The sequence below is a fragment of the Streptomyces sp. NPDC047049 genome, from assembly GCF_040643995.1.
Taxonomy (GTDB): Bacteria; Actinomycetota; Actinomycetes; order Streptomycetales; family Streptomycetaceae; genus Streptomyces; species Streptomyces mooreae.
In genome coordinates this window covers 48,836-68,513 of the sequence record NZ_JBEYVM010000019.1, presented here as the reverse complement: position 1 = coordinate 68,513, position 19,678 = coordinate 48,836, and the positions used below count along the sequence as shown (strand labels likewise).

The following is a 19,678-nucleotide window of genomic DNA, read 5'->3' as shown; positions in this document are numbered from 1 at the left end:
AATTCATTACCTCGCTGTGGGCGACGAGGCCCTACGGTGCGTACATGGATGCCACACGAAACGCCCCGCTGGTGGCGTGGATGGCGGAACACGAATTCAGCTCAAACGGCCTGGCCAGGGAGCTGAATTCGGCGCTTGAAGACCTCACCGGAAAGCCCGGGAGGTACGACGGCCGAACCGTCCGTGATTGGAAGGCGGGGCGGGTCACCTGGCCCAACAGCGTGACTCGCAAGGCTCTGACTGCCGTCACCGGCCTGGACCCGACCGCTCTAGGGTTCGTACCCCGGGGAAAACCCCCGGCCGCCACCTCCCCGTTAGTGCCACCGGAGGACGACGTGAACCGTCGCCGATTCTGCGGCGCGGCCACAGCAGCCGCCGCCGTCGCTGCGCCACTCATGGCCGCACGATCGACCGTAGGAACCTCTGACGTACTCCGGGCCCGCGAGGGTCTGGCCAAACTCACCACCATCGACCAGGCCCGCGGAGGACATGCCGCGCTGGAGCAGGCCGCCCTCGCCGGCGCCCGCGAAACCCTCGACCTGCAAAAGGGCTCGGCAACGCAACGCATCCGGCAGCGGCTTTTCAGCGTGGCTGCCGAATACACCTCGTTGGCTGCGTGGTCCAGCCTCGACGCCCGCCAGCTCGGCAGTGCGCAGGATCATCTGGACGAGGCACTGCGTCTGGCAGGGATGGCGCAGGACGCCACGGCGGTGATGCGGGTGTGGAACTCATGGGCGATGCTCGCCCATCACCGCAACGAGTACGGCGAAGCGGTCGCAGCCGCGCAGGCGGCACAAGCTACGGCGATCACGCGCCGCGATCCGATGTTCAGCTCTCTCGGCCATGCCCGCGCTGCTGTAGCGCACGCCACCCGCGGGGACCGGCAGGCCGCACGGCGCTCCCTTGGCTACGCCCAGGAAGCCCTGGCTAAGGCTCAGCAGCAGCCGCGCCCAGGGTGGATCGCGTTCTACGGACCAGCGGAACTGGAAGCCCTCGCGGCGATCGTCCACGACCAGCTGGAGGCCCCCGCAGAGTCGGAGAGGTCATCCCACCGTGCCCTGGCCATATTGCCCGCGCAGTACCGCCGCAACCGCGCCATGGCCACCGCCCGCCTAGCCCTCGCCCAGGCTCACCAAGGGGAGATCGAGCAGGCGTGCACCACAACGGCGGACGTATTCGCCTTGATGGCCGGCCACCCCCTTCCGGGGCGCCTGCGAGTCGTCCTCGGCGACTTCCACCGCCACCTGTTCACCATCGCTCCGGGTGCCACCGCGGCCAAGGAGTGGGCCGACCGATACCGATCCGAATGGAGCACTGCGTGACCACGGCACACGTCGCACTGAGGCACTACACGCACTCCGACCTCGCGGAGATCCGACAGACGCTTCTTGACGTCCACGCCGATGCCTACGGCGATCGGATGACGGAGGACTTCGTACAGCGATTTCCGTGGTTCGTGGATCACTGGGGCGGCAAACCGGGCTTCTTCTGCGTCATCGCCTACGACGCCGACGAGGAGGCGATCGGCTTCACCTACGGTGCACCAGCCGAGGCCGGCCGGGAGTGGTGGCGTGACTACGTGGATCCCGCACCTACGGACACGTCCACCTTCGCGGTTTCGGAGCTGATGCTCCGAGTGAAGTGGCGGGGGCACGGACTGGGTCAGCAGCTGCACGATGCACTTCTCGGCGCCCGGAATGAGGCTCTGGCCGTGCTCACCGTTGACACCAAACGCCCGAAGTTGCAGGCGCTGTACGAATCGTGGGGATACAGGAAGGTTGGCGAACAGCAGCCGTTCCCTGACTCGCCGGTGTACGCCGTGATGATGTTTGACCTGAAGGCCGGAATCTGACCCCGCGCCTCCCTCAACGGCCCGCACCAGCACAGGTGCGGGCCTTTCAGGTACCAGCGGCGAAGCCGCTCCACCGCGGTGCGGTGCGGACCCCGCACCGCACCGTCATTAGGCCGCCCGGAGCGGGCTGGCAGTGGTGGTCGACCAGCGGGGGCCAGTCTCGGCGTCGTGCGCCCAGATGAACTGGTCATCCCGCGTACGCGTCATGCCGAAGTCCCACAGGGACGGGGTGCCAGCGGCCTTCCAGCCGTGCCAGGCCACGTCTAGCTCGGCGGCCAAGCGGCGCGGACCGCCCTGCCGGGCAACGGCCGGACCTCCGATCTCGGGGGCCTCGATCGACGCCCATGACGTGTGACCGTCGTGCAGCCAGACGTTGATCGCCCCGTTGTCGAGGGCCGTGCGGACGCGGATGTCGGGAGCGATGACCCGAAGGGCGAACAGCAGACTCGCGTCCTGGTGCAGCTGCTGCACGTCCGGCGCGAACGGCGCCTCGACAGCCGGGGCGCGGCCACCTCGAGCCTCGTCCCACTCCGACCCCTGGGAGGTGCCACGGGCCGGCATGAAGGTGGCCAGCCCCTGAATCCATCCGCTCGCCGACTGGCCGTCCGGCGCGACCGTCAACGCCACGTGCCCGAGCCGGCCCCAGGGGGTGACGATGCGGCCACCCGGAGCGGTCTGCCGGATCCACGCCCAAGGGATGCGGTCGACGGCGTAGGTGGACATGACCCGGAGGAACAGTCCGCGCCCGGGAGCGCCCGCTGCGCCGTCCCCGGTGAGCACATCGACGCCTCCACCGGTCGCAGCGATGTTGGCTGCTGCGACAGCCGCCAACGTCGGGTCGAATTCGACGGTGGTGACCAGGCCGGGCCCGGCCTGCTGCGCCAGCAGCCGGGCATTGCGGCCGGTGGCCGATCCCAGCTCAAGTGTGGCCTGGCCAGGCTCCAGCATCAGCGAGTCCAGCATGTCGGCCACGATTTCCTCGCAGCTCAGGCTGGACGTCGGCAGGCCGTCGATGACCTGCGTGATGGTGGAGTCCGCGGGGCTGCCGTAGACGAGTTCCGCCCATCCCTCGGGATCGGTCGAGCGGTCGACGGGAACGTATGCGTCGCCGTCCCAGGTCCACAGCCGATCCGGCGCGAATCGGTGTCGCGGGAACTTCTCCATGGCAGGGCGGACCCACGGGGAGTCCGCCGGCCACAGGCCCTGTTCCTGCATGGCGCGCTCAAGGCGCGACTGAAGGTCGGGCAGTCGGTTCATGCTGTCCGCCTACTTCCGGCGCGTGCCCGAGGGTGGCGGCGGCTTCTCCACACGCCCGTCGCTGTTGCCGGGCGGAGGTCTGCCTTCACTCAGCGGCTTGGCCGGCTTGCGGTGGTCACCCACGGGCATTCCTCTCGTCGAGGTGAACGCGTCTGGGCCATCGTGGTGCAGATGCTGGATGGCGTGCCAGGGCTCCGCGCGCTGTGGCCGAATCACGTCATGCTGTGACCTGCAATGATCCGTGTACGCATGTTCGCCCCGTCAAGACGTGGTGCCGCGGTGTCGACTGGCCGACGTTAACGAGGTCCAGGGCTTGAGTCGCTTCGATCGCTGTGGAGGTTACGCCGGCCCCTCCACGTCGTTGGCCAAGCGGACGGTGTACCAGCAGTCGGAACACAGGTCGAGCCAACGTGGTCCTGCCGTACCTGAGTTGACGATGATCGCTGCGGTGGCTGGATTGCCGCACCCCAGACACAAGTGCTCACCGGCGCTGGCCCGCCGAGTCAGGTCGGCACCAGCCGCGCCGTGGGGCGCCGCAGGCAGCAGCGCCGGCTCGGCGGCGATCAGGTGGAGCAGGCCGGCGGCACCCTCGGCATTCACGGAGTACCTCCGGCACGAGCGTGGACACGTTTGTATGCGGCCGCGAAGCCGTCGGCGCTGGCCATGACCGGCGCTTCGTAGAGCCTCATGTTCAGCTCCGCAGGACATGGGCACGCAGACAACCGCGTCGCGAGGGTGCGGGCCGCACGTGCTCCTCCAGTAAGGCAATCCACGAGTGCTACCGGTTCATTCTTCGGGGCCGTCGAAGCCGACGTCGCGGAACTCGGCGGGGCGTTGAGCCACCCATCCGGATCTGTAGGCCCGCTCGTCGTGGACGGTGCGGAGATGGGAGAACCCTTGTGAGCGGTAGTAGGTGTGCAAGCCGGTGGAGGTGGTCCAGGCGTCCAACCGCAGCCAGAGGGCGTCGGCCTTCGCTGCGCGGTCGCCGCACCAGTCGAGGATCTGGCTTCCCAGGCCGTTCCCGCCGCCCGGGTCGGCGAGGGTGAGCTTGTGGACGTAGAGCGCCGGCTCGCGGATCTCTTCGGGCTGCCACAGGATCGGATCGGCGTTGGTGTCCAGAGTGACGGTGGCGACCGGGTCCCTCTCGTCGGCGTAGAAGAGGAAGACATCGCCTGCTTTTATGCTCGCGCGGAGGAGGCCCTCCGGGTATGAGGTGGACCATTGGTCGCTGCCGCGAGCGGTGAGCCATGCGGCGGCGTCCCGGCGAAACTGCTGGAGCCTGCCGATGTCATCCAGCGTGGCCTTGGTGACCTTCACTCGCCGTCCTGGGGCTTGGGCCTGCGTCGCTTGTACACCACGGTGTTCCGTGGGCCAGGCAGCGTCAGCACGGTTACCTGGACCGGCATGCCTTCGCGGTCGAATCCGGTACTGATCAGCTCGATGGCGTGCACTGATCCGCCAGCGCCGAGTCCCAGCCGGACGTTCTCCTCGTCAGTGGTGTACCGCGGCCTCAGTTCATCGACGGCAAGGACGAGTTCGTGACCCAGCTCCGCGAGGACCTTGTTCGTCCCGCGGTCGACGCTGCCCTGCGACATCCAGTCCGTTCCGTCGACGAGACGGAGCGGTACGAAGCTGTCATCGGTGAGAGCGGGCACGCCGTCGACAATGCTGGTGCGTCGGCGTACAGCGACGTGCTCGCCAGGGCGTAGCCCCAGCTTGGAACCGATGCGCTCGTCACACGGTTCGGCGGTGACGACATCCATGCGTGACTCGCCGTTCCGGGCCGCGGCCTGGACGAGGCGTGTGAGCAGGTCGGCTTCGGGGCCGGCCTGGGCCTCGAACTCTTGCTGGGGAAGAAAGACCAGAGGTTGCCAGTCGCGTACCAGGGCACCGCGGACCCCGGGGCGCGTCTCCACCAAGCCGTCGCTGCGCAGCTTGGCGATCACCTGGTTCATGGCCTGCCGGCTGAGGTCGTACTGCTTGCCCAGGGTTCCTGCTGGCGGTAGCCGGCTTTGAGAGCCATCGGGGCGGCGGAACTCGCCGGCGTGAATGCGGGTGCGTAGATCGCCGGCGGCGGTTTCCACCGACCACCTGCTCTCCGCTTCTCGCGAGCTCATCGTCGTCATGGGCGCACCTTACAACCTGACACGTCAGGTCATCTTCTGCAGTGCATTCGAGTTGGCCGAGGTGCAGGGCATGCGAGTCCTGATTCTGCCGTAGCTGACCCTCACTCAACTCAACCTGACATGTCAGGTCTTGACGGGGTGACAGGTGACGGCCTACGGTCGTCTCGCCAGCAACCTGACATGTCAGGTTGCTGGGTGATCGACAGAATCAACCCGAAGCATCCCGATATGTCGCCAGGCGCATGGGCGCTCATTCGAGCACCAGTTCGCCTCTATGGCATTTCGGTCCGCCCGGAGGCCCCGGCTACGGCAGGGGCTCGAAGGAAGCGGCTGTTCCTTGAGAACTTCACAAAGTGATCCACCGCATCACGACAGCCGTGACAGCACCGGCTGAGGCGAGTGGAGACCAGCCGGCCGAGAAAGGGCTCACGCCCACGACGTATCGCGCAACCGGCTTTAGAGAACGGTGCGGCAACCTTCCGCCGCCACGACCGCCTGGGACTGACCTCCTCGGGCGCGAGCGGTCCGCATCGACTGAGGTCAAGCGCGCTGGAAACGCGCACGGTTCACCAGTAACCGCAGTCGTCGACGCCCGCCACCAGGCGCGGCGTCGTCGGCTGCGGCCACTCGTGGCAGCCAGACCGCCAGACCTTCACACGCACAACGGCGACGGCCCCGGGATGCACCCCGGGGCCGCTGTCGGTCGATTCCACCGCGAGAGAGGACCTCGACCATGACCTCCATCATGGCATCCGCCCAGCTGACGACCGCCGCTCAGGACGACGACACCCCGCACGACCCGTTCATCGAAGAGGCCCTGCGCCGTGCCCTCGCCAGCAAGCCTGGAGGCACCCGGTGATGACGACGTACGGGACAGGAACGATGGTCACCGAGCAGCCGGAACCCCGGCCCACCAACCTTGACCCCTACACGCGGCGCGGCGACGGAACACTCACGACGCATCTCACCGCCGGAGCCGAAGCCCTCAGCGCCCTTCGGCGTGACGTCCACCAGTTCCTGCTGGACGCCGGCGTGGCCGACGAGGCCGTGTACACCGTGCAGCTGGTCCTCTCCGAGCTCGTCGGCAACGCCGTCCGAGCCTGCGGAGACGGCGTCCCGCTCATCGTCGCCGTCGGAGCCGGAGAAAAGGGCATCGACCTCGACGTCACCGACCCCGAGCCCACCCGCCTCCCCCAGGCTGACACCAGCGCGCTGGACAGCTCCGACGCCGAGTCCGGCCGTGGCCTGGCCATCATCGACCTGCTCTGCGAGGCCGTCGACGTGAACGTCACCGCCATCGGCAAGCGGATCCACTGCCTGATCCCCTCCCCCTGACCGCCCTTCGGGCTGGGCGGGAGAGGTAGGTCAACCGCAGCCAGCGGCCGCGATCACCGACTCCCGCCCACCGCTCACACCCATATTCGCCCCTCACGAACGAGAGGAATCCCCATGGACTTTCGCCACCGCGCCGTTTGCCGGGACGAGGATCCCGAGCTCTTCTTCCCGATCGGCACCACCGGCCCCGCGCTGCTCCAGGTCGAAGAGGCCAAGGCCGTCTGCCGCCGTTGCCCGGTCATGGACCAGTGCCTGGCTTGGGCACTGAAGACCGGCCAGCCCCACGGCGTCATCGGCGGCCTGGACCCGGAAGAGCGCCGCGCGTTGAAGCGCCGCGCCGCCCGCAAGCGTGCCCGCCGCGCCTCTGCCTGATCTGCTCGCGCACCCACCAGGAGACACAGAACCCATGCGCAAACTCCTCGGCCGGCTCACCTCGCCGCTCCGGCAGGTCGACGCCCACCCCGACCACCTGGTCCTGGAGGCACACAGGCTGCTGGAACAGATTCCGCAGTATCAGGACATCTGGCCCGCGACCACCGCCCTCAGCAGCGAAGCCACCGCCAAGATCCTGCTGGCCACCTACCTGCGCGAGTACCGCAGCTGACATTCGGCCGGCCCACCGGCTCACCGGACTGGGCACGCGAACGGCGTGCTCCCACAAAGAAAGAGGCCCCGTGCCGGGGGCCTCTTCTTGTTGTTCTCACGACCGCTGCGAAGGAGCGAATCGCATGCTCAACCGTATCAGCGGAGGCGCCCTGTGAGCACCGCCGCCGCCTGCCCCGACACGAGCCAGCCGACGAACCAGAACGCCCCCTTGCCCGGGAGCTTCGCGTCGCTCGTGGCCACCTCCATCGCACTGACCGCAGCGGTGCTCGCCCTGTTCGACCTGTTCGCCAACGGTCTCGGCGCCACCGCAGTCCACCTCGTCGTCGCCCTGGCCGTCTTCACCGCCGTCCGCCTGTGCGTCGGTCTCGCTCTCGCCCCCTACCACCCGCCCCTGCCCGACGCCCCGGAGAGCAGCACATGAGTACCCCCGTCGACACCCGCAAGCCGGAGACCGACGAGCACCAGCACTACCGCGTCGTCCCCGGCACTACCCCCCGTACCACCCCCGACGCCCCCCAGCACGAGGAGCCGGCCGACGACACTGCGGCTGGCGACTCGCCGCCGGAGGAGAAGTCCTCCCGTGCCTACGCCGGCTGGGAGATCGCTCTGGCGATCTTCGGTGTCCTCATCGGCACCGGGGTGGCCACCATCGGCCTCTACTCCAGCTTCGGCGCCCTTTACGCCAAGGCCGCCCTCCCCGCAGATCAGGGCGGCTGGGAGTGGACCGACCCATGGATGCTGCCGGTCGGCATCGACGCCAGCATCCTGGCCTTCGGCATCGTCAACCTGCTCCTCATCCGCGCCCAGAAAAAGCTGTGGTGGGTCAAGTGGGTGCCCCGCGCCGGCACCTACGTCACGATCTACCTCAACTGGGAAGCAGCCGGCACCATCCCCGCCCAGATCGGGCATGCGGCGCTTGCCGCCCTCTGGGTCGTCTTCTCCGAGATCGCCGCGCACCTGTACGCCGCACATATCGGCGAGGCCGAGGGCGTGCCCGGCATGGACAAGATCCGGCTGGAGCGCTGGATCCTGGCGCCGACCACCACATTCCGCATCTGGAAGCTGATGCGGCTGGACGAGATCACCTCCTACTCCGAGGCTCTCGCCCTCCACAAGAACTGGCTCGTCTACAAGCAGCGCCTGGCCGCGAAGTACGGCACCCGGCGGTGGCGGAGCCAGGCCACTCAGGAGGAGCTCGCTCCCTTTCAACTGGCCCGGGTCGGACTTTCAGTGGAAGAGGCCCTCGCCGAGCCGCTGCTTGAGGAAGTGCGCGAGCAGCAGCGCCTGGCCGCCGCGGCCTTTCAGCGGGCCGAGGCACAGATTCAACAGGTCGACGCCGACGTTCAGATCCGCAACGCGCAGATTCAGGCGGAGGTCCGGCGCATTCAGAGCGAGGGCGAACTGAAGATCGCCAAGGCGGGGGCCGAGCAGGCCGCGCAGGCCGAGATTCAGAAGGCCCAGGCCGCTTTTCAACTGGCCGAGGCCGAGCGTCAGGCGGAACTCGACCTCGTTCAAGAGCGTGCCGAGGCCCGCGCCCAGGAGCTGGCCGACGAGACCGAGAAGCGGCGCACGCTCGCCCTCATCGAGGCGGAGAAGACGCAGGCAGAGTGGCACATCCAGCAGCAGCGGCTGGTCAACGAGGCCCGTGAGGAAGAGCGGCGGATGGAGGTTGAAAATGCCCGCCGTGCCGCCCAGGAGAAGGCCGACCTGAAGGCCGCAACCATCCTCCAGGAGCGCCAAGCCGCCGAGGACGAGAAGGCACGCGCTGAAGCTGCTGAACACGCCGCTGAAACCCGACGCCGAGCCGCTGAACGTGACGCGCAGGCGCTGAAAGCGGAAGAGGAGGCCCAGCTTTCGCGTGAAGAGATCGCTGCCTCCGAGCTGCGGGAAGCCCAGGCCGCCAAGGAGGCCGCTGAAAAGCGTGCCCACGCCGCTGAATACGAGACGCGAGTCTCTGAATTGGCGTCCTGGGCGAAGCTGACACCGGCTGAATGGCAGGCCCTCCGCGTCGCGGCGATGATCCGCGCTCGCGGTGACCGCGCGATCACGGTTGAACTGGTCGCCGAGGAACTCGGAGTGTCCGTCGGCACCGCGCACAACCGCATCGTCCGCGCGCAGGAGCTGCTGACCGACCCTCAGGCCCAGGAACTCCTGCCCGGGATGTAAGCGGAATTCCACGACAGAGCCGCTTCCGGCGGCCTGACCTCGACTGCCCGACACCGCGCACCACACGGTGATGCACCCCAGTCAGGCCGCCGGACAGTACATGCGCAGCCACCCCGAACCGTCTGGGCTGGCAGCCCGACATCCCTGCGATACACCGAAGAACGCCCCCAGCGCATAGCTACGGAAAGTAGCGGCGAGGTGAGGCGAGGCGACGCGAAGCGAGCTGGAAACCCCCTCCACCCCCGCCTATGGCCCCTCCAACAGGGGTTATGGGGGGCGCTTCCGCCCTCTCGCTTCTCCTCGCCTCTCCTCTCCGCTACTTAAAGTGAGGAGAATCGACGTGGCAGAAGCCGAGGCCACCGAGCCCGAAGTCCTCGAGAGTGACGCCGACGCAGAAGGCGAATACGTCCTGCAGCCGGTGGTCCAGGAGCCGACGGAACCGGTCCCCGAGCCTCGGACCGAGCGGCGCCGAAGGGCCCGCGCGGTCCCTCTGATCATCCACGGCACGAACGTAACCGGAATGGCAGCAGGTGCTGCCTACACGGCGGCAGGTGTGCCCGGACTCGTCGCCGCGGGCCTGGCCGGAGGGGCCGTCGGGGCCGCCGCCCTGGCCCGCGGAAAGCGACGTGGCACCACCTCCGCGGCCGGCCGGGCCGCTGACCGTACGGCCGGCATCAGGTCCTCGCGCGGGGGCCGGCATTCCGGCAGCGGCTCGGGCGCGGGCGGGTTGACGCGGAGCGGTGGGCGGGGACGCCGCACTCGCACAGACGGATCGGGTCGCCCGCGTGGCGCCGGCGGGCAGTCGAGCGGGTCCGGCAGCAGCGGACGTCGCTCCGGCGGGCCGGGCCGCCGCACCTCCCCCCGGCCGGGGCCCCCGGGTGGGAGGCGGAACGGGAAGGGTCTGTTCGGTCCGGCCGGCACGAGCGGCGCCGGCAACACCGGTGGTGCCAAGGGCTCCGGCAAGGGCGCGAACGGCGGCAAGCCGAAGTCCCAGAAGGGGCCGGGGGACGGGAAGTCCAAGAGCGGCAAGGCGTGGCAGACTCTCAAGAGTTGGGCGAACAAGGCCCGCCGCGGCGCTGGCAGCACCGCCGGCACTTCCGGGACAAGTCCTGGCGGCAAGTCCTCTTCGACGACCGGAACGAAAGGCACAACCGCCGGGTCGACCGGCGCCAAAGGGGGCCGCGGCCAGAGGCTTTGGCAGCGGCTCCGTAACGTTGGTGGCGGGTTGCGCCGACGCCTGGCCCAGCTGGCCGGCGCGGCCACCACGCGGGCCACCGGCAACGGTCGTCTCTACCGACTTCGCCGTCTGGCCGCCCGAAAGCTGAGGCACTGGGCCCGCTGCACCGGTGCGGGAACGCTGGCCGCCCTCGGCGGTCTGCTCACAGTCCCGCTCGGCCTCATCTGGGGCACCTGGCGCGTGATCCGCAACCACCATGACCCGCTTACGGGCTACGCCCTCTCCATGCACGTCGCCGGCCGCATCTGGCGCTTCTTCTTCCGCCGCTCCAAGACCCGCCACGACAACGAGGCCCAGGCGGACGCCCTGACCCTGAAAGTCACCGACCCCCGAAGGGACACCCACCCCATGAGCGGCTCCTCGCTCGTCGCCGGCACCGCGGTGCTGGACGGCAAGAACAGCAAATTCGCCCTCTCCATGAACGCCGCCCGCGACGGCTACACCGCTTTCCGGCCGACGCACATGATGCAGGTAGCCGCCGAGTACGCCGGCCTGCCCAACGGCATCCGCGCCGTCGCCGAAGCGATCCGCTACATGGCGGTGGCCTCGGCTGAGCGGATGCCGTGCTCCAAGAAGGCCATCACCAAGCTCACGGAGGCCTTCCAGGTCCTGCTGAACACCGCGCGCCGCGCCGACGACATGGTCGTCCTCTTCCGCACGGTGCACGACTTCGACATCCAGCGCATCCGCGAGCCGCGGACCAATGAGTGGATGTGGAACGTCACGCCCCTGGCCGTGGACGCGCCGGAGGGAGCGATGTTCGCGCCCGGCCGCCTGGAGGCCGGCTGCGTGCTGATGAGCGTGCTCTACCGGGCCTACGCGCCGGTGCACATGATGCAGGTCGGGTCCGAGTTCCAGGGAATGGGCTACGGCCTGACCGCCCTGGCCGACGCTGTCGACGTCCTGCGCCAGCGCACCCGCGACCAGTACCCGGTTGACGACCGCGTCACCAACGAGCTCGGCATCATCACCGGCAACCTCCGGGCCGCAGCGGACTTCGCGACCATGGCCGCCACGCTGTTCGTCGAGGAACACAACCTTGAGATCAGCCACAACACCAACCCCCGCAAGGGCCCCGCCGCCGAAGGCATGTGGAACTCCGGTCGCTGACCGCTCCGCTCAGCCCTGCCCCGTGGGCGCCCCGCACCGAGCGTGCGGGGCGCCCACGTCTTCCCCCCTCGCCCGCCTGGATCCGGACGGAGATAGTTCATGTCGATGCGTCACTGGGACTGGTCAATGCCCAGCGGCGGCCACCCTGCCCTCCTTGGCTATGCCACCGAGACGGCAGCGTCCATGGTGATGCTCGCCCCCATCACCGGCCTGCCGTGGCAGGCCGCCGCCATCACCCTGTCCGGCGCAGCACTGGCCGGCGCCGCCTACGACGCCCGACAGGGCACCACCACAGCAACCCTCGCCACCCGCACGCTGACCTGGATCACCTCGGCCGCCTGGAGCTCATGGGCGCTGGCGACCGCGCCGCTGTCCACCACGGAATGGGCCACCGGCCTGAGCCTCACCGCGATCGGATTCGCCCTCAACGCCGGCGCCACCAGAAGCGAAGGCAGCCGCAAGGAGCGCAAGGCCCTGCTGAAGTTGCGTCGGGAGTCCGTTGGCATCCTGCGCGACTGGGAGGACCGCCTCGCCCGCGTCGCCCGGATCGAGGGCTGCCACGGCGTCGACGTCACCCACTGGCCCAAGAAGGTCGGCTACACCGTGGAGGTCAACCTCCCGCCCGGAGGCACCACCGCCGACGACCTGAACGGCTACGGAGGCAAGTTCGCTGCGGACATGCGGCTCGCGGACGGCTGCGGCGTGGAGATCTACCCCGGCGCCAACCGCGGCACGATCCTCATTGAGGTCACCCTGCAGGACGTGATGTCGCAGGACATCCTCTACCCGGAGGACTTCAGCGAGCTCAGCATCGTCGACCGCTTCCCGATAGGTGTGCACCGCAACGGCGAGCACGCCCTCGGCGCCCTGTGCAACGACTGCGGCATTCTGGTCGGGGAGACGGACGCCGGCAAGACCAACCAGCTCCGCGTCGCTACCGCCCAGCTCGCCCGCATGCCGGACGCGATGATCTGGGCCATCGACATCACCGGTGGCGGCGTCGCCCTGCCGTGGATCACGCCGTGGGCCACCGAGGGCTCTGCGGCGGCCCCCGTCGTCGACTGGATCGCCCACGACGAGGATGAGGCCCGACTGATGTGCACGATGGCCATCGAGGGCATCGCCGCGCGCAAGGCCGGCTACCAGCAGCTGATGCGGGAGAAGAAGTCCGACAACAAGCTCCCCGTCAGCCACGAAATCCCCGCCATCGTCATCCTCGTCGACGAAACGGCCTCCCTTCCTCACGACGTCAAGGAGATGCTCGACCGGATCGTCAACGAAGGACGCGCCATGCGCGTACGCACACTGATCTGCGGCCTGCGCGCCACGCAGGACGTCATCTCGGCCGCCATGAAGTTGCAGGCCAAGTGGCGCGTGGGCATGACCGTGTCCGACCCCGAGGAGGTCGCCTACCTCTTCCCGGGCTACGTCAAGGTCGACACGAAGGACGCCCCCGTCGCCGGGTCGGGCTGGAACATGCACACCCGGCTCGGGCCGAAGAAGCCGACCCCGTTCAAGGGCTATTACATCTACGACGAGCTCACCGACAAGGTGTGCATCGCAACCGCCGGCCGCCGGCCCAAGCTCGACGCGATCACCCGTGATGTCCCCGTGGGCGCGGCCTACGCCGGCCGCTGGGCGCGCACACTGCCCGTGCTGTACAAGGGGCAGCAGCTCACCGAGGCCGCGCAGCGCGCGATCGAGGAGGCCGGCGAGATCGTCGAGGCGGCCGCCGCTCTGCTCGCCGAGCAGGGGATCGCGCCTGCAGCCCCGAGCGCTCCGGCCGCGGGCGCGCCGCAGGGGTACGAGGGGTTCGGCGGCGCCGCCGCCGACCTGTTCGCCGCGGTCGAGGCGAACATCAGCGGGGGCGCTCCTGCGCAGCACCTGGCCGTAGCCACCCCGACGGGCGTCGAGCCGGCGCCGACGGCGGCCGCGGCCGCAGCTGTACCGCGGCCGGCCCGGTCGCTCGACCCCCGACAGCTCGGGTGGGAGCTCCTCGCTGCGGCAGGCTCCGACGGCTACGCCCCCAAGGAGCTCCACACAGTGCTGTCCGAGGCCCTGCAACAGTGGGTCGGGGAGCACGCCAACGTGCCGGCACCGCGCACGGTGGGCGGCTGGCTGGCCGGCTGGGCGAAGGACGGCAAGGCCCTCGCCGACCACTCCGGGCAGTACACCCGCTACTTCGCCCGGACCGAACCGGCCGCCGGCGGCAACCCGCAGCCAGCGGTCGCCGAGAACGACCGGCTGCCCGACGGCGTCGACGAGACTCTCGTCCTCCAGGCCGTCGAACTCCTGGTCAGCACGCAGTTCGCCTCGCCGAGCATGCTGTCACGCAAGCTGCGCATCCCCTTCGACGTTGCCAAGGCCCTGATGGCATACCTGCAGCGTCGCAACATCGTCAGCCCTGCCGATGACGGGGAGAAGCCGGACCTCCTGGTGCGCCCGCAGGACCTGCCGGAGATCATCAGTAGGCTCTCCGCTGAACTCGGCGTTGCCGAACCCGATTTGGTGGCCCTCGGGCTCGCGCCCGCCGGCGCCGTCGCTGCTGCAGGAGAGTGATGCGACTGTGGAAACCGCCCACGAGGAGATCCGTCGCCTCGAAACCGAACGGCACCACTACAGCGAGACCTTCCGCAACACCTCGGAGACGGACCCCGTCACCCGGGCCCACCTCCAGGAGGAGATGGACCGCCGGACGGCCCGCATCCGGGCCCTGCAGGAGCAACGGCCGCTCGGCTTCCTCGCCCGGTGGGCACTTCGCGCGGCCGCGGCCGGCGCTGCCTGGTGCGCCTTCCAGGCCGACCCGTGGTGGGGCAAGGCCCTCCTCGGCGCTCTCGGGCTGGCTCTCGCTTTCCTCTCCCTGGGGTAACACCCAGCCCGGCTCCACCGCCCTCACCGGCGCCGCACCGAACGGAGAACACCATGGACCGACGCCCCTTGCTCATCGTGGATGAAGCCGCTGCCCTCATGGCCCCAGGTTCCAAGGCCCGCGAGTTGATGACCGAACTGCTGCTCATCGGACGCAAGCACGGTGTCCAGGAGCAGCCCGAATCACGTGAGCGCCGTCAGCTGCCGAGGCAGTACCCGACCCTCGCCGAGTTCGAGGCCGCCCCTCGCTGGCAGTAGCTTCCGCCTGACCCCGCACCGGCGGCCGACTTGGCCGTCCCGAAGACCCGCCCGGCTCTCGCCGGGCGGGTCTTTCGTTTGCCCGAACTGCCAAGGAGCCCCGTGGACACCCGCAACCTCAGCGTCCCCGCCCCATTTCCCGCCCCTCCAGCTCCACCAGCTGAGGCATCCACACCCGTCGCGGGCCTCCCGTACGACGAGCTCCTGCGGATAGCCCAGCTGTTCGCCGGGGAACACCTCCACACCGACCACCCCCCGCCAGCGCCCTATCAACAGATGACGCCCGAGGTGCGGCAGCTGCTCAACGAGCGGTACATGGCGCGCGTGCACGACCTGGTCGAGCGGGAGGAGGGCGTCCTGCTCAGGCGAGGGATCCTCGCGTCGGCCCAGCAGTACCCCGAACTCGTCGCCCCTGCCCGACCGGAGCCGAAACCCGCTCCGGCGGTGCCGGCCTTCGTCTGGAAATACTCCGCCATCGCCCTGTCCACCGGGGGCGGCATCGCCCTAGCCGGCGTGGGAGTCGGCGCCGCCGCCCCCACGCTGGCCCTCCTGGACGACATCCTGGCCGCGGCCGGCCAGATCGTCATGGGCCTCACGGCGCTCGTCGTCGTCCTGTGCCTGGCCTTCTGCGGCAGGCCAACCCAGAACGGATCCGGCGGCAGCACAGTCGTCAACATCGGCAAGGCCATCATCAAGCGCAGCCGGTTCCACGGCTGAGGCCGGACGACCCGCCTCGCCCCCGGGGCATCAGCGATGCCCCGGGCGCGGGACAGGCCGCCTGGCCTCACCGGATCCGACTGCACCAAGGAGATACACCCATGGCCCTCCGAGAAATGAACCCTCCGCACCCGGCCGAACCCCCCACCCCACCCAAGAAGCAGCGGACCCCCTTAGCCCGCCACTGGAAGCGGGCATGGGCTCCAGGGGGCTTCCTGCACCGTCGGTGGGACGAAATCCTTCAGGCCCGCTCGGCCGGCTGGCACGGACAGGCCAACTGGATCAAGACCACCCTGGCCGCGACTGTGGCTGCCGGCCTCGTGCTCCTGCTCTCCCAGGCCGGCGACGCGCTGCACGAAGGAACGCGAATGCTTGCCCCCGTCGTGAACCACCAGGCCCTGACCGAAGGATGGGCCACGATCGAGCAGCCTGTACGGCACTACCTCGACCTGCACACGCAGGACCTGCCCACCTCGCAGGCTGTCCTTCACGGCCTGTGGCGCACCAGCGGACTTCTCTTCCTCCTTGGCGGATTCCTCACCCGCAGCTCCGGACTGCGCTTGGGATGGACGACCTGGGGCGCCCTGACCGTGGGCATGGTCTGGGCCGGAACTCCAGACCCCGGCCGCCCCGTCGCCGCCGGTCTGGCAGCCATGGCATGGGCTCTTGCCTCCGCCTTCGCGCTCCGCGGACTCGGCGCGCGCCCCACCCCCGCTCCGGTGTTCCAGCACACCCAGTGCCAGCCGCAGATCATCCTCGCCCCGACGCCGTCGAGGGCGCCCGAACTTCCGCGCACCCACCCAGACTTCTGATCCCCCAACCACTCGGGAACAGCGAAATCTGTCCACAGCGCAATCTGCTTACCGTCAGGTCGGAGGCTCTGTGCACGTAAAACGTCCCGCTCGACGCCCGGCCGCCGTGCGTCCCCGATCCATCCACGACGTCTCAGGCCGGGCAGTTCCGCCCGGCCGACACCACGACCTGCTGTGACCGCCGCGCGGCGGACGCAGCGGAAGGGAACACCATGTGCTTCATCTGCCGCGTCCTTCTCGCGCTTGCTCTCTCGCGCATCGTCATCCGACTCGTCCTCTACGGCGCAGGAGTCACACTCCTGGCGGCATTGACGGAGGTTGTTCGCGCGGCCCTGTTGCGCGACGGCTCGGTCATGCTCGGCGCCGTGGGGATGATCCTCGTCGCAACCTGGGGTACCGCGTTCGTTCGACGGCGCGCGAGGCAGGCCGCATGAGCGCACGCTCCGACAAGTCCGCCGGCCAGCCGCGGTGCTACTGGGTGCACGAGCCCGATGGAACCCGTTGGCTCGTGCCGGGCTGCATGGGCCGCGTACACGATCCCGACATCGACTCGTGCGACTGCCCCAACCTGGCCGAGGAACTGGCCGCGGCCCGCAGTGAGCGGGACGCGGCCCAGCGGGGCTACCAGGGCCTTCGGGCATGGACGGACAGCATCGTCGCCGCCGTCCACGCCCACCCCGACGGCAAGAAGATCATGAAAGCTGCGGCCGACCGGGCCAGTCGGCCGTAGGACCACGACACCCACTCGTCGCCTCTTAAGGCTTGCGTTGGGGGAATCCCTTGTGTAGTGTCTTAAGAGTCATTAGGTACTCAGTTCTGGGGGAAGACCCGTGCTCAACGACATTCGCAGCGACCTCACCACCAACTTCGTCGACGAGTTCGGCGTATCGGAGACGTCGGCCGCCATGGCCGTACACCTCTACCTGGCCGTCACCAGCTCCGTACATGGGGAGGAGGCCCAGGCGCACGAGTTCCAGAGGGCGCTCCAGCAGGTCGCGGCCCAGGGGGAGGCCTGGGCCCTCGAATTGCTCACCAAGATCCTTGAGAAGCGGCTGCCTGCTTACCGCACCACCTACCAGCACGCTCTTGCGCACGGAAAGGAACCGTCCACCGCGCTGATGCGCACCCATTCGCTGCCTGCGGAAGCAGCCCACGAGCTGATTACCCTCTTCACCGGCGAGTCCGCCAGCGGCGACGAGGAGCAGCGCGACGCCCCCTCAGCCCGGCCTGTTATGGCGGACATCCAGTGCTTCAACGGCCAGGTGACGGTCACCATCGATCCGACCGCCACAGTGGCCAGCGCCCGCGTCCACACCAAGGACACCTCCGGCCCTTCCGCTAAGGCGGCCCGCGACGCCACCATCCGGCTCGCTGGCGACCAGCTGACGGTCACCGTTCCCGAGCCGGAATCCACTCTGATCGGCAATAGCCACTTCGGCAGCGGAACCGTCTTCCAGAACGTTTCCTCCGTGGGCGACGGCATGACGATGACGGGCCTCACCATGGACCGGAACGGCAACATGACTGCCGGTGGCATCAGCAGGGCCGTCAACGCCAGCCCGATCGAAATCGACGTCACCCTGCCGCCCGGCTCGGGCGTCAAGCTGCGCGGACGTAACGCCGACCTCACCGTCAACGGCCCGCTTGCCGCACTGGACATCAACACGAGCAACGGCGACCTGCGCGCCGGGATCCTCGGCAAGGCCAAGATCCGCACCCGCAACGGCGGCAGCACGATCGACGCTATCCAGGACTGGATCGACAGCGAGACGTACAACGGCACCACGACCATCGGCACCTACAGCGGGAATGACGCCCGCCTGATCACCCACAACGGCGGCATCCACCTCACCGCCTCCCGTCACGCCAGGCATGGGATCAACGCACGCAGCTACAACGGCCCCATCACCCTGCGCGGCGTCGTCGGACGCACCGACCTCCAGGTGACGACGAAGTCGTACAACGGGCACATCAGCGAATCCTGAGCCCTGTCGGGGCGGCCTGTGGGGCCGCCCCGACGGGCCGCCGCACCTTCTCACCGCCAGCCGGATAGCTGGCGAAACAGCAGAGAGGACACAGCAGTGCCGAACTCCATCGCCCGCTTCTTCATGGGTCTTATGGGCAGGTCCTGGGTCTACGAATCCGTCGAGGACATCCGCGAGGTCATCGCGAAGAACCATGTCAACTCCCAGGACAAGAGGGCCCGCACGCACACCGAGGGCGCCGCCCGCCTCACCGATGCGCCTGCCTTCCAGCCGGGCCTGATCGACCTGCACGACGAGCTGCACGAGACCTGGAGTTACCTCGTCGGCCTCGCCGACCGCGCTATCGAGCTGGGCCACGAGACCCTCGGCTCGACACTCGCCGTGGCCGCTACCACCACCCGCCACACGCTCGGACACGTGGCCACGGCTGCTGAGGCCACGGTCCCGGCACCCGCGAGCCCCGTTGCCAAACACGACCCGGACCGGGCGTCGTCCTGACACCGACACCAACCGCTCCGGGCCCCTGCGCGACTGGCAGAGCCCTCGCGCCGCACGGAGCCGCGCCCCCTGCAAGCCTACGAATTGGCTTCCTGGATGTGCCCTGACCTGGACTGCGGCCTCACCGCAATGAAGGGCACACACCACTGGGACGACCGGGGCCCCTACCAAAAGCTGAGCAACCACTCCCTGGAATGCCCGAACGGGCACCGCTGGAACAACAGCACCGACGGTGGCTAGCTCCCGGAGACCACATCACCCGCTGACCATCCCCCGCGAGCCCGGTCGAGCTAACAGACCAGGCCCCACACCCCAACCACACGCCACCGAAAGGCAACCCGCATGAGCCAGCCGAAGCACCAGACCGTCCGCGACTACATCGCCGCCAAGAAAGCCGGCAAGACCGAGGAGACCAGCCGAATCGTCCGCGAGGTCTGCGAGCGCTTCGCGACCCGCACCACCGACGGCTCCGAAGCAGCCGAACTCTTCGAAGCCACCATGACCACCCCGCTCGGCCAGCAGAACAACTGAAGGGAACCCACCCCATGGCCACCCCGCAGCCGACCAGCACCGAATCCGACAACCAGCGCCTGCGCGCCGAAGTCGCGGAGCTGAACTCCATCGTCCGCGAGCTGTGGCTGCGCGTCGCCGACGCCGGAAGCCTCATGAACACCTCCTGGGTCCGGGGTGCGCTGGAGGGCAGCACCGCACTGTCAGACCAGGACTACGTGCGCAACGCGTCCAAGCTCCCCGACCCCGTGCGCGACGGGCTCCCCGCCCACATGCGGGACGACTAGCCCCCGCAGGGCCCGGGAACCGCGCTCACACCCGCCTACTCGACCGACTCAATC

The 19,678-nt window shown here is 69.0% G+C and carries 23 protein-coding genes; 20 read left to right on the top strand and 3 right to left on the bottom strand.

Going from position 1 to position 19,678, the window contains the following annotated elements; all coding sequences use genetic code 11:
- Positions 1–44: 44 nt before the first annotated feature.
- A complete protein-coding gene (locus ABZ851_RS30260) occupies positions 45–1,322 on the top strand; it encodes a hypothetical protein (RefSeq protein WP_361134140.1) in 1,278 nt (425 codons plus the stop codon).
- Entirely contained in the window at positions 1,307–1,852 is a 546-nt protein-coding gene (locus ABZ851_RS30255; protein ID WP_361134137.1) for a GNAT family N-acetyltransferase, read from the top strand. Before ABZ851_RS30260 ends, ABZ851_RS30255 begins: the two co-directional genes overlap by 16 nt.
- A gap of 108 nt (positions 1,853–1,960) precedes the next feature.
- On the opposite strand, the gene ABZ851_RS30250 is transcribed toward ABZ851_RS30255, so the two are convergent.
- The 3 genes from ABZ851_RS30250 to ABZ851_RS30240 all read right to left on the bottom strand — a co-directional run bounded on the left by ABZ851_RS30250 (position 1,961) and on the right by ABZ851_RS30240 (position 5,235).
- Complete coding sequence (locus tag ABZ851_RS30250) at positions 1,961–3,109, bottom strand: protein-L-isoaspartate O-methyltransferase (protein WP_361134134.1); 1,149 nt, start codon at positions 3,107–3,109, stop codon at positions 1,961–1,963.
- 786 nt (positions 3,110–3,895) lie between these two features.
- Positions 3,896–4,426, bottom strand: coding sequence for a GNAT family N-acetyltransferase (locus ABZ851_RS30245; protein WP_361134131.1), 531 nt, complete (start codon positions 4,424–4,426; stop codon positions 3,896–3,898).
- Positions 4,423–5,235, bottom strand: coding sequence for a GntR family transcriptional regulator (locus ABZ851_RS30240; RefSeq protein WP_361134128.1), 813 nt, complete (start codon positions 5,233–5,235; stop codon positions 4,423–4,425). The genes ABZ851_RS30245 and ABZ851_RS30240 overlap by 4 nt, the downstream gene beginning before the upstream one ends.
- 733 nt (positions 5,236–5,968) lie before the next feature.
- Between ABZ851_RS30240 and ABZ851_RS30235 the strand changes: the two genes are divergently transcribed.
- The 18 genes from ABZ851_RS30235 (at position 5,969) to ABZ851_RS30150 (ending at position 19,624) form a co-directional block, all read left to right on the top strand.
- On the top strand, positions 5,969–6,094 hold the full coding sequence (locus ABZ851_RS30235) for a hypothetical protein (protein ID WP_361134125.1): 126 nt from the start codon (positions 5,969–5,971) through the stop codon (positions 6,092–6,094).
- Positions 6,094–6,570, top strand: coding sequence for an ATP-binding protein (locus ABZ851_RS30230; RefSeq protein ID WP_361134123.1), 477 nt, complete (start codon positions 6,094–6,096; stop codon positions 6,568–6,570). Before ABZ851_RS30235 ends, ABZ851_RS30230 begins: the two co-directional genes overlap by 1 nt.
- A 114-nt stretch (positions 6,571–6,684) precedes the next feature.
- Entirely contained in the window at positions 6,685–6,942 is a 258-nt protein-coding gene (locus tag ABZ851_RS30225) for a WhiB family transcriptional regulator (RefSeq protein WP_361134120.1), read from the top strand.
- Positions 6,943–6,976: 34 nt separating this feature from the next.
- The gene (locus ABZ851_RS30220; protein ID WP_361134118.1) at positions 6,977–7,174 is read left to right on the top strand and encodes a hypothetical protein; all 198 of its coding nucleotides are present in this window, start codon (positions 6,977–6,979) and stop codon (positions 7,172–7,174) included.
- 153 nt (positions 7,175–7,327) lie between these two features.
- Entirely contained in the window at positions 7,328–7,597 is a 270-nt protein-coding gene (locus ABZ851_RS30215) for a hypothetical protein (protein WP_361134115.1), read from the top strand.
- A complete protein-coding gene (locus tag ABZ851_RS30210; RefSeq protein WP_361134112.1) occupies positions 7,594–9,342 on the top strand; it encodes a DUF2637 domain-containing protein in 1,749 nt (582 codons plus the stop codon). The genes ABZ851_RS30215 and ABZ851_RS30210 overlap by 4 nt, the downstream gene beginning before the upstream one ends.
- Before the next feature lie 1,225 nt (positions 9,343–10,567).
- Positions 10,568–11,689, top strand: a complete 1,122-nt coding sequence (locus ABZ851_RS30205; protein WP_361134108.1) for a hypothetical protein — start codon at positions 10,568–10,570, stop codon at positions 11,687–11,689.
- Positions 11,690–11,788: 99 nt separating this feature from the next.
- Positions 11,789–14,248, top strand: a complete 2,460-nt coding sequence (locus ABZ851_RS30200) for a DNA translocase FtsK (RefSeq protein WP_361134105.1) — start codon at positions 11,789–11,791, stop codon at positions 14,246–14,248.
- A gap of 7 nt (positions 14,249–14,255) precedes the next feature.
- Entirely contained in the window at positions 14,256–14,558 is a 303-nt protein-coding gene (locus tag ABZ851_RS30195) for a hypothetical protein (protein ID WP_361134102.1), read from the top strand.
- Between the two features lie 53 nt (positions 14,559–14,611).
- On the top strand, positions 14,612–14,815 hold the full coding sequence (locus tag ABZ851_RS30190; protein WP_361134099.1) for a hypothetical protein: 204 nt from the start codon (positions 14,612–14,614) through the stop codon (positions 14,813–14,815).
- 102 nt (positions 14,816–14,917) lie between these two features.
- Positions 14,918–15,532 carry a hypothetical protein gene (locus tag ABZ851_RS30185; protein ID WP_361134096.1) on the top strand — a complete coding sequence of 205 codons (615 nt, stop codon included), beginning with the start codon at positions 14,918–14,920 and terminating at the stop codon, positions 15,530–15,532.
- A gap of 101 nt (positions 15,533–15,633) precedes the next feature.
- On the top strand, positions 15,634–16,344 hold the full coding sequence (locus ABZ851_RS30180) for a hypothetical protein (protein WP_361134093.1): 711 nt from the start codon (positions 15,634–15,636) through the stop codon (positions 16,342–16,344).
- 212 nt (positions 16,345–16,556) lie between these two features.
- On the top strand, positions 16,557–16,778 hold the full coding sequence (locus ABZ851_RS30175; RefSeq protein WP_361134090.1) for a hypothetical protein: 222 nt from the start codon (positions 16,557–16,559) through the stop codon (positions 16,776–16,778).
- The gene (locus ABZ851_RS30170) at positions 16,775–17,074 is read left to right on the top strand and encodes a hypothetical protein (RefSeq protein WP_361134087.1); all 300 of its coding nucleotides are present in this window, start codon (positions 16,775–16,777) and stop codon (positions 17,072–17,074) included. Before ABZ851_RS30175 ends, ABZ851_RS30170 begins: the two co-directional genes overlap by 4 nt.
- A gap of 100 nt (positions 17,075–17,174) precedes the next feature.
- Positions 17,175–18,329 (top strand): hypothetical protein, encoded by a 1,155-nt coding sequence (locus ABZ851_RS30165; protein WP_361134084.1) that lies wholly within the window; start codon positions 17,175–17,177, stop codon positions 18,327–18,329.
- A gap of 96 nt (positions 18,330–18,425) precedes the next feature.
- Complete coding sequence (locus ABZ851_RS30160; protein WP_361134081.1) at positions 18,426–18,827, top strand: hypothetical protein; 402 nt, start codon at positions 18,426–18,428, stop codon at positions 18,825–18,827.
- A 342-nt stretch (positions 18,828–19,169) separates the two neighbouring features.
- Positions 19,170–19,358 (top strand): hypothetical protein, encoded by a 189-nt coding sequence (locus ABZ851_RS30155; protein ID WP_361134078.1) that lies wholly within the window; start codon positions 19,170–19,172, stop codon positions 19,356–19,358.
- Between the two features lie 14 nt (positions 19,359–19,372).
- Positions 19,373–19,624 (top strand): hypothetical protein, encoded by a 252-nt coding sequence (locus ABZ851_RS30150; protein ID WP_361134074.1) that lies wholly within the window; start codon positions 19,373–19,375, stop codon positions 19,622–19,624.
- Positions 19,625–19,678 lie beyond the last annotated feature (54 nt).

Excerpts from the sequence above, each read along its gene's own strand:
- ABZ851_RS30260 (WP_361134140.1), top strand. The coding sequence starts at position 45 with ATGGATGCCACACGAAACGCCCCGCTGGTGGCGTGGATGGCGGAACAC.
- ABZ851_RS30255 (WP_361134137.1), top strand. The coding sequence starts at position 1,307 with ATGGAGCACTGCGTGACCACGGCACACGTCGCACTGAGGCACTACACG.
- ABZ851_RS30250 (WP_361134134.1), bottom strand. The coding sequence starts at position 3,109 with ATGAACCGACTGCCCGACCTTCAGTCGCGCCTTGAGCGCGCCATGCAG.
- ABZ851_RS30240 (WP_361134128.1), bottom strand. The coding sequence starts at position 5,235 with ATGACGACGATGAGCTCGCGAGAAGCGGAGAGCAGGTGGTCGGTGGAA.
- ABZ851_RS30235 (WP_361134125.1), top strand. The coding sequence starts at position 5,969 with ATGACCTCCATCATGGCATCCGCCCAGCTGACGACCGCCGCTCAGGAC.
- ABZ851_RS30230 (WP_361134123.1), top strand. The coding sequence starts at position 6,094 with ATGACGACGTACGGGACAGGAACGATGGTCACCGAGCAGCCGGAACCC.
- ABZ851_RS30225 (WP_361134120.1), top strand. The coding sequence starts at position 6,685 with ATGGACTTTCGCCACCGCGCCGTTTGCCGGGACGAGGATCCCGAGCTC.
- ABZ851_RS30220 (WP_361134118.1), top strand. The coding sequence starts at position 6,977 with ATGCGCAAACTCCTCGGCCGGCTCACCTCGCCGCTCCGGCAGGTCGAC.
- ABZ851_RS30210 (WP_361134112.1), top strand. The coding sequence starts at position 7,594 with ATGAGTACCCCCGTCGACACCCGCAAGCCGGAGACCGACGAGCACCAG.
- ABZ851_RS30200 (WP_361134105.1), top strand. The coding sequence starts at position 11,789 with ATGTCGATGCGTCACTGGGACTGGTCAATGCCCAGCGGCGGCCACCCT.
- ABZ851_RS30190 (WP_361134099.1), top strand. The coding sequence starts at position 14,612 with ATGGACCGACGCCCCTTGCTCATCGTGGATGAAGCCGCTGCCCTCATG.
- ABZ851_RS30180 (WP_361134093.1), top strand. The coding sequence starts at position 15,634 with ATGGCCCTCCGAGAAATGAACCCTCCGCACCCGGCCGAACCCCCCACC.
- ABZ851_RS30175 (WP_361134090.1), top strand. The coding sequence starts at position 16,557 with ATGTGCTTCATCTGCCGCGTCCTTCTCGCGCTTGCTCTCTCGCGCATC.
- ABZ851_RS30170 (WP_361134087.1), top strand. The coding sequence starts at position 16,775 with ATGAGCGCACGCTCCGACAAGTCCGCCGGCCAGCCGCGGTGCTACTGG.
- ABZ851_RS30155 (WP_361134078.1), top strand. The coding sequence starts at position 19,170 with ATGAGCCAGCCGAAGCACCAGACCGTCCGCGACTACATCGCCGCCAAG.
- ABZ851_RS30150 (WP_361134074.1), top strand. The coding sequence starts at position 19,373 with ATGGCCACCCCGCAGCCGACCAGCACCGAATCCGACAACCAGCGCCTG.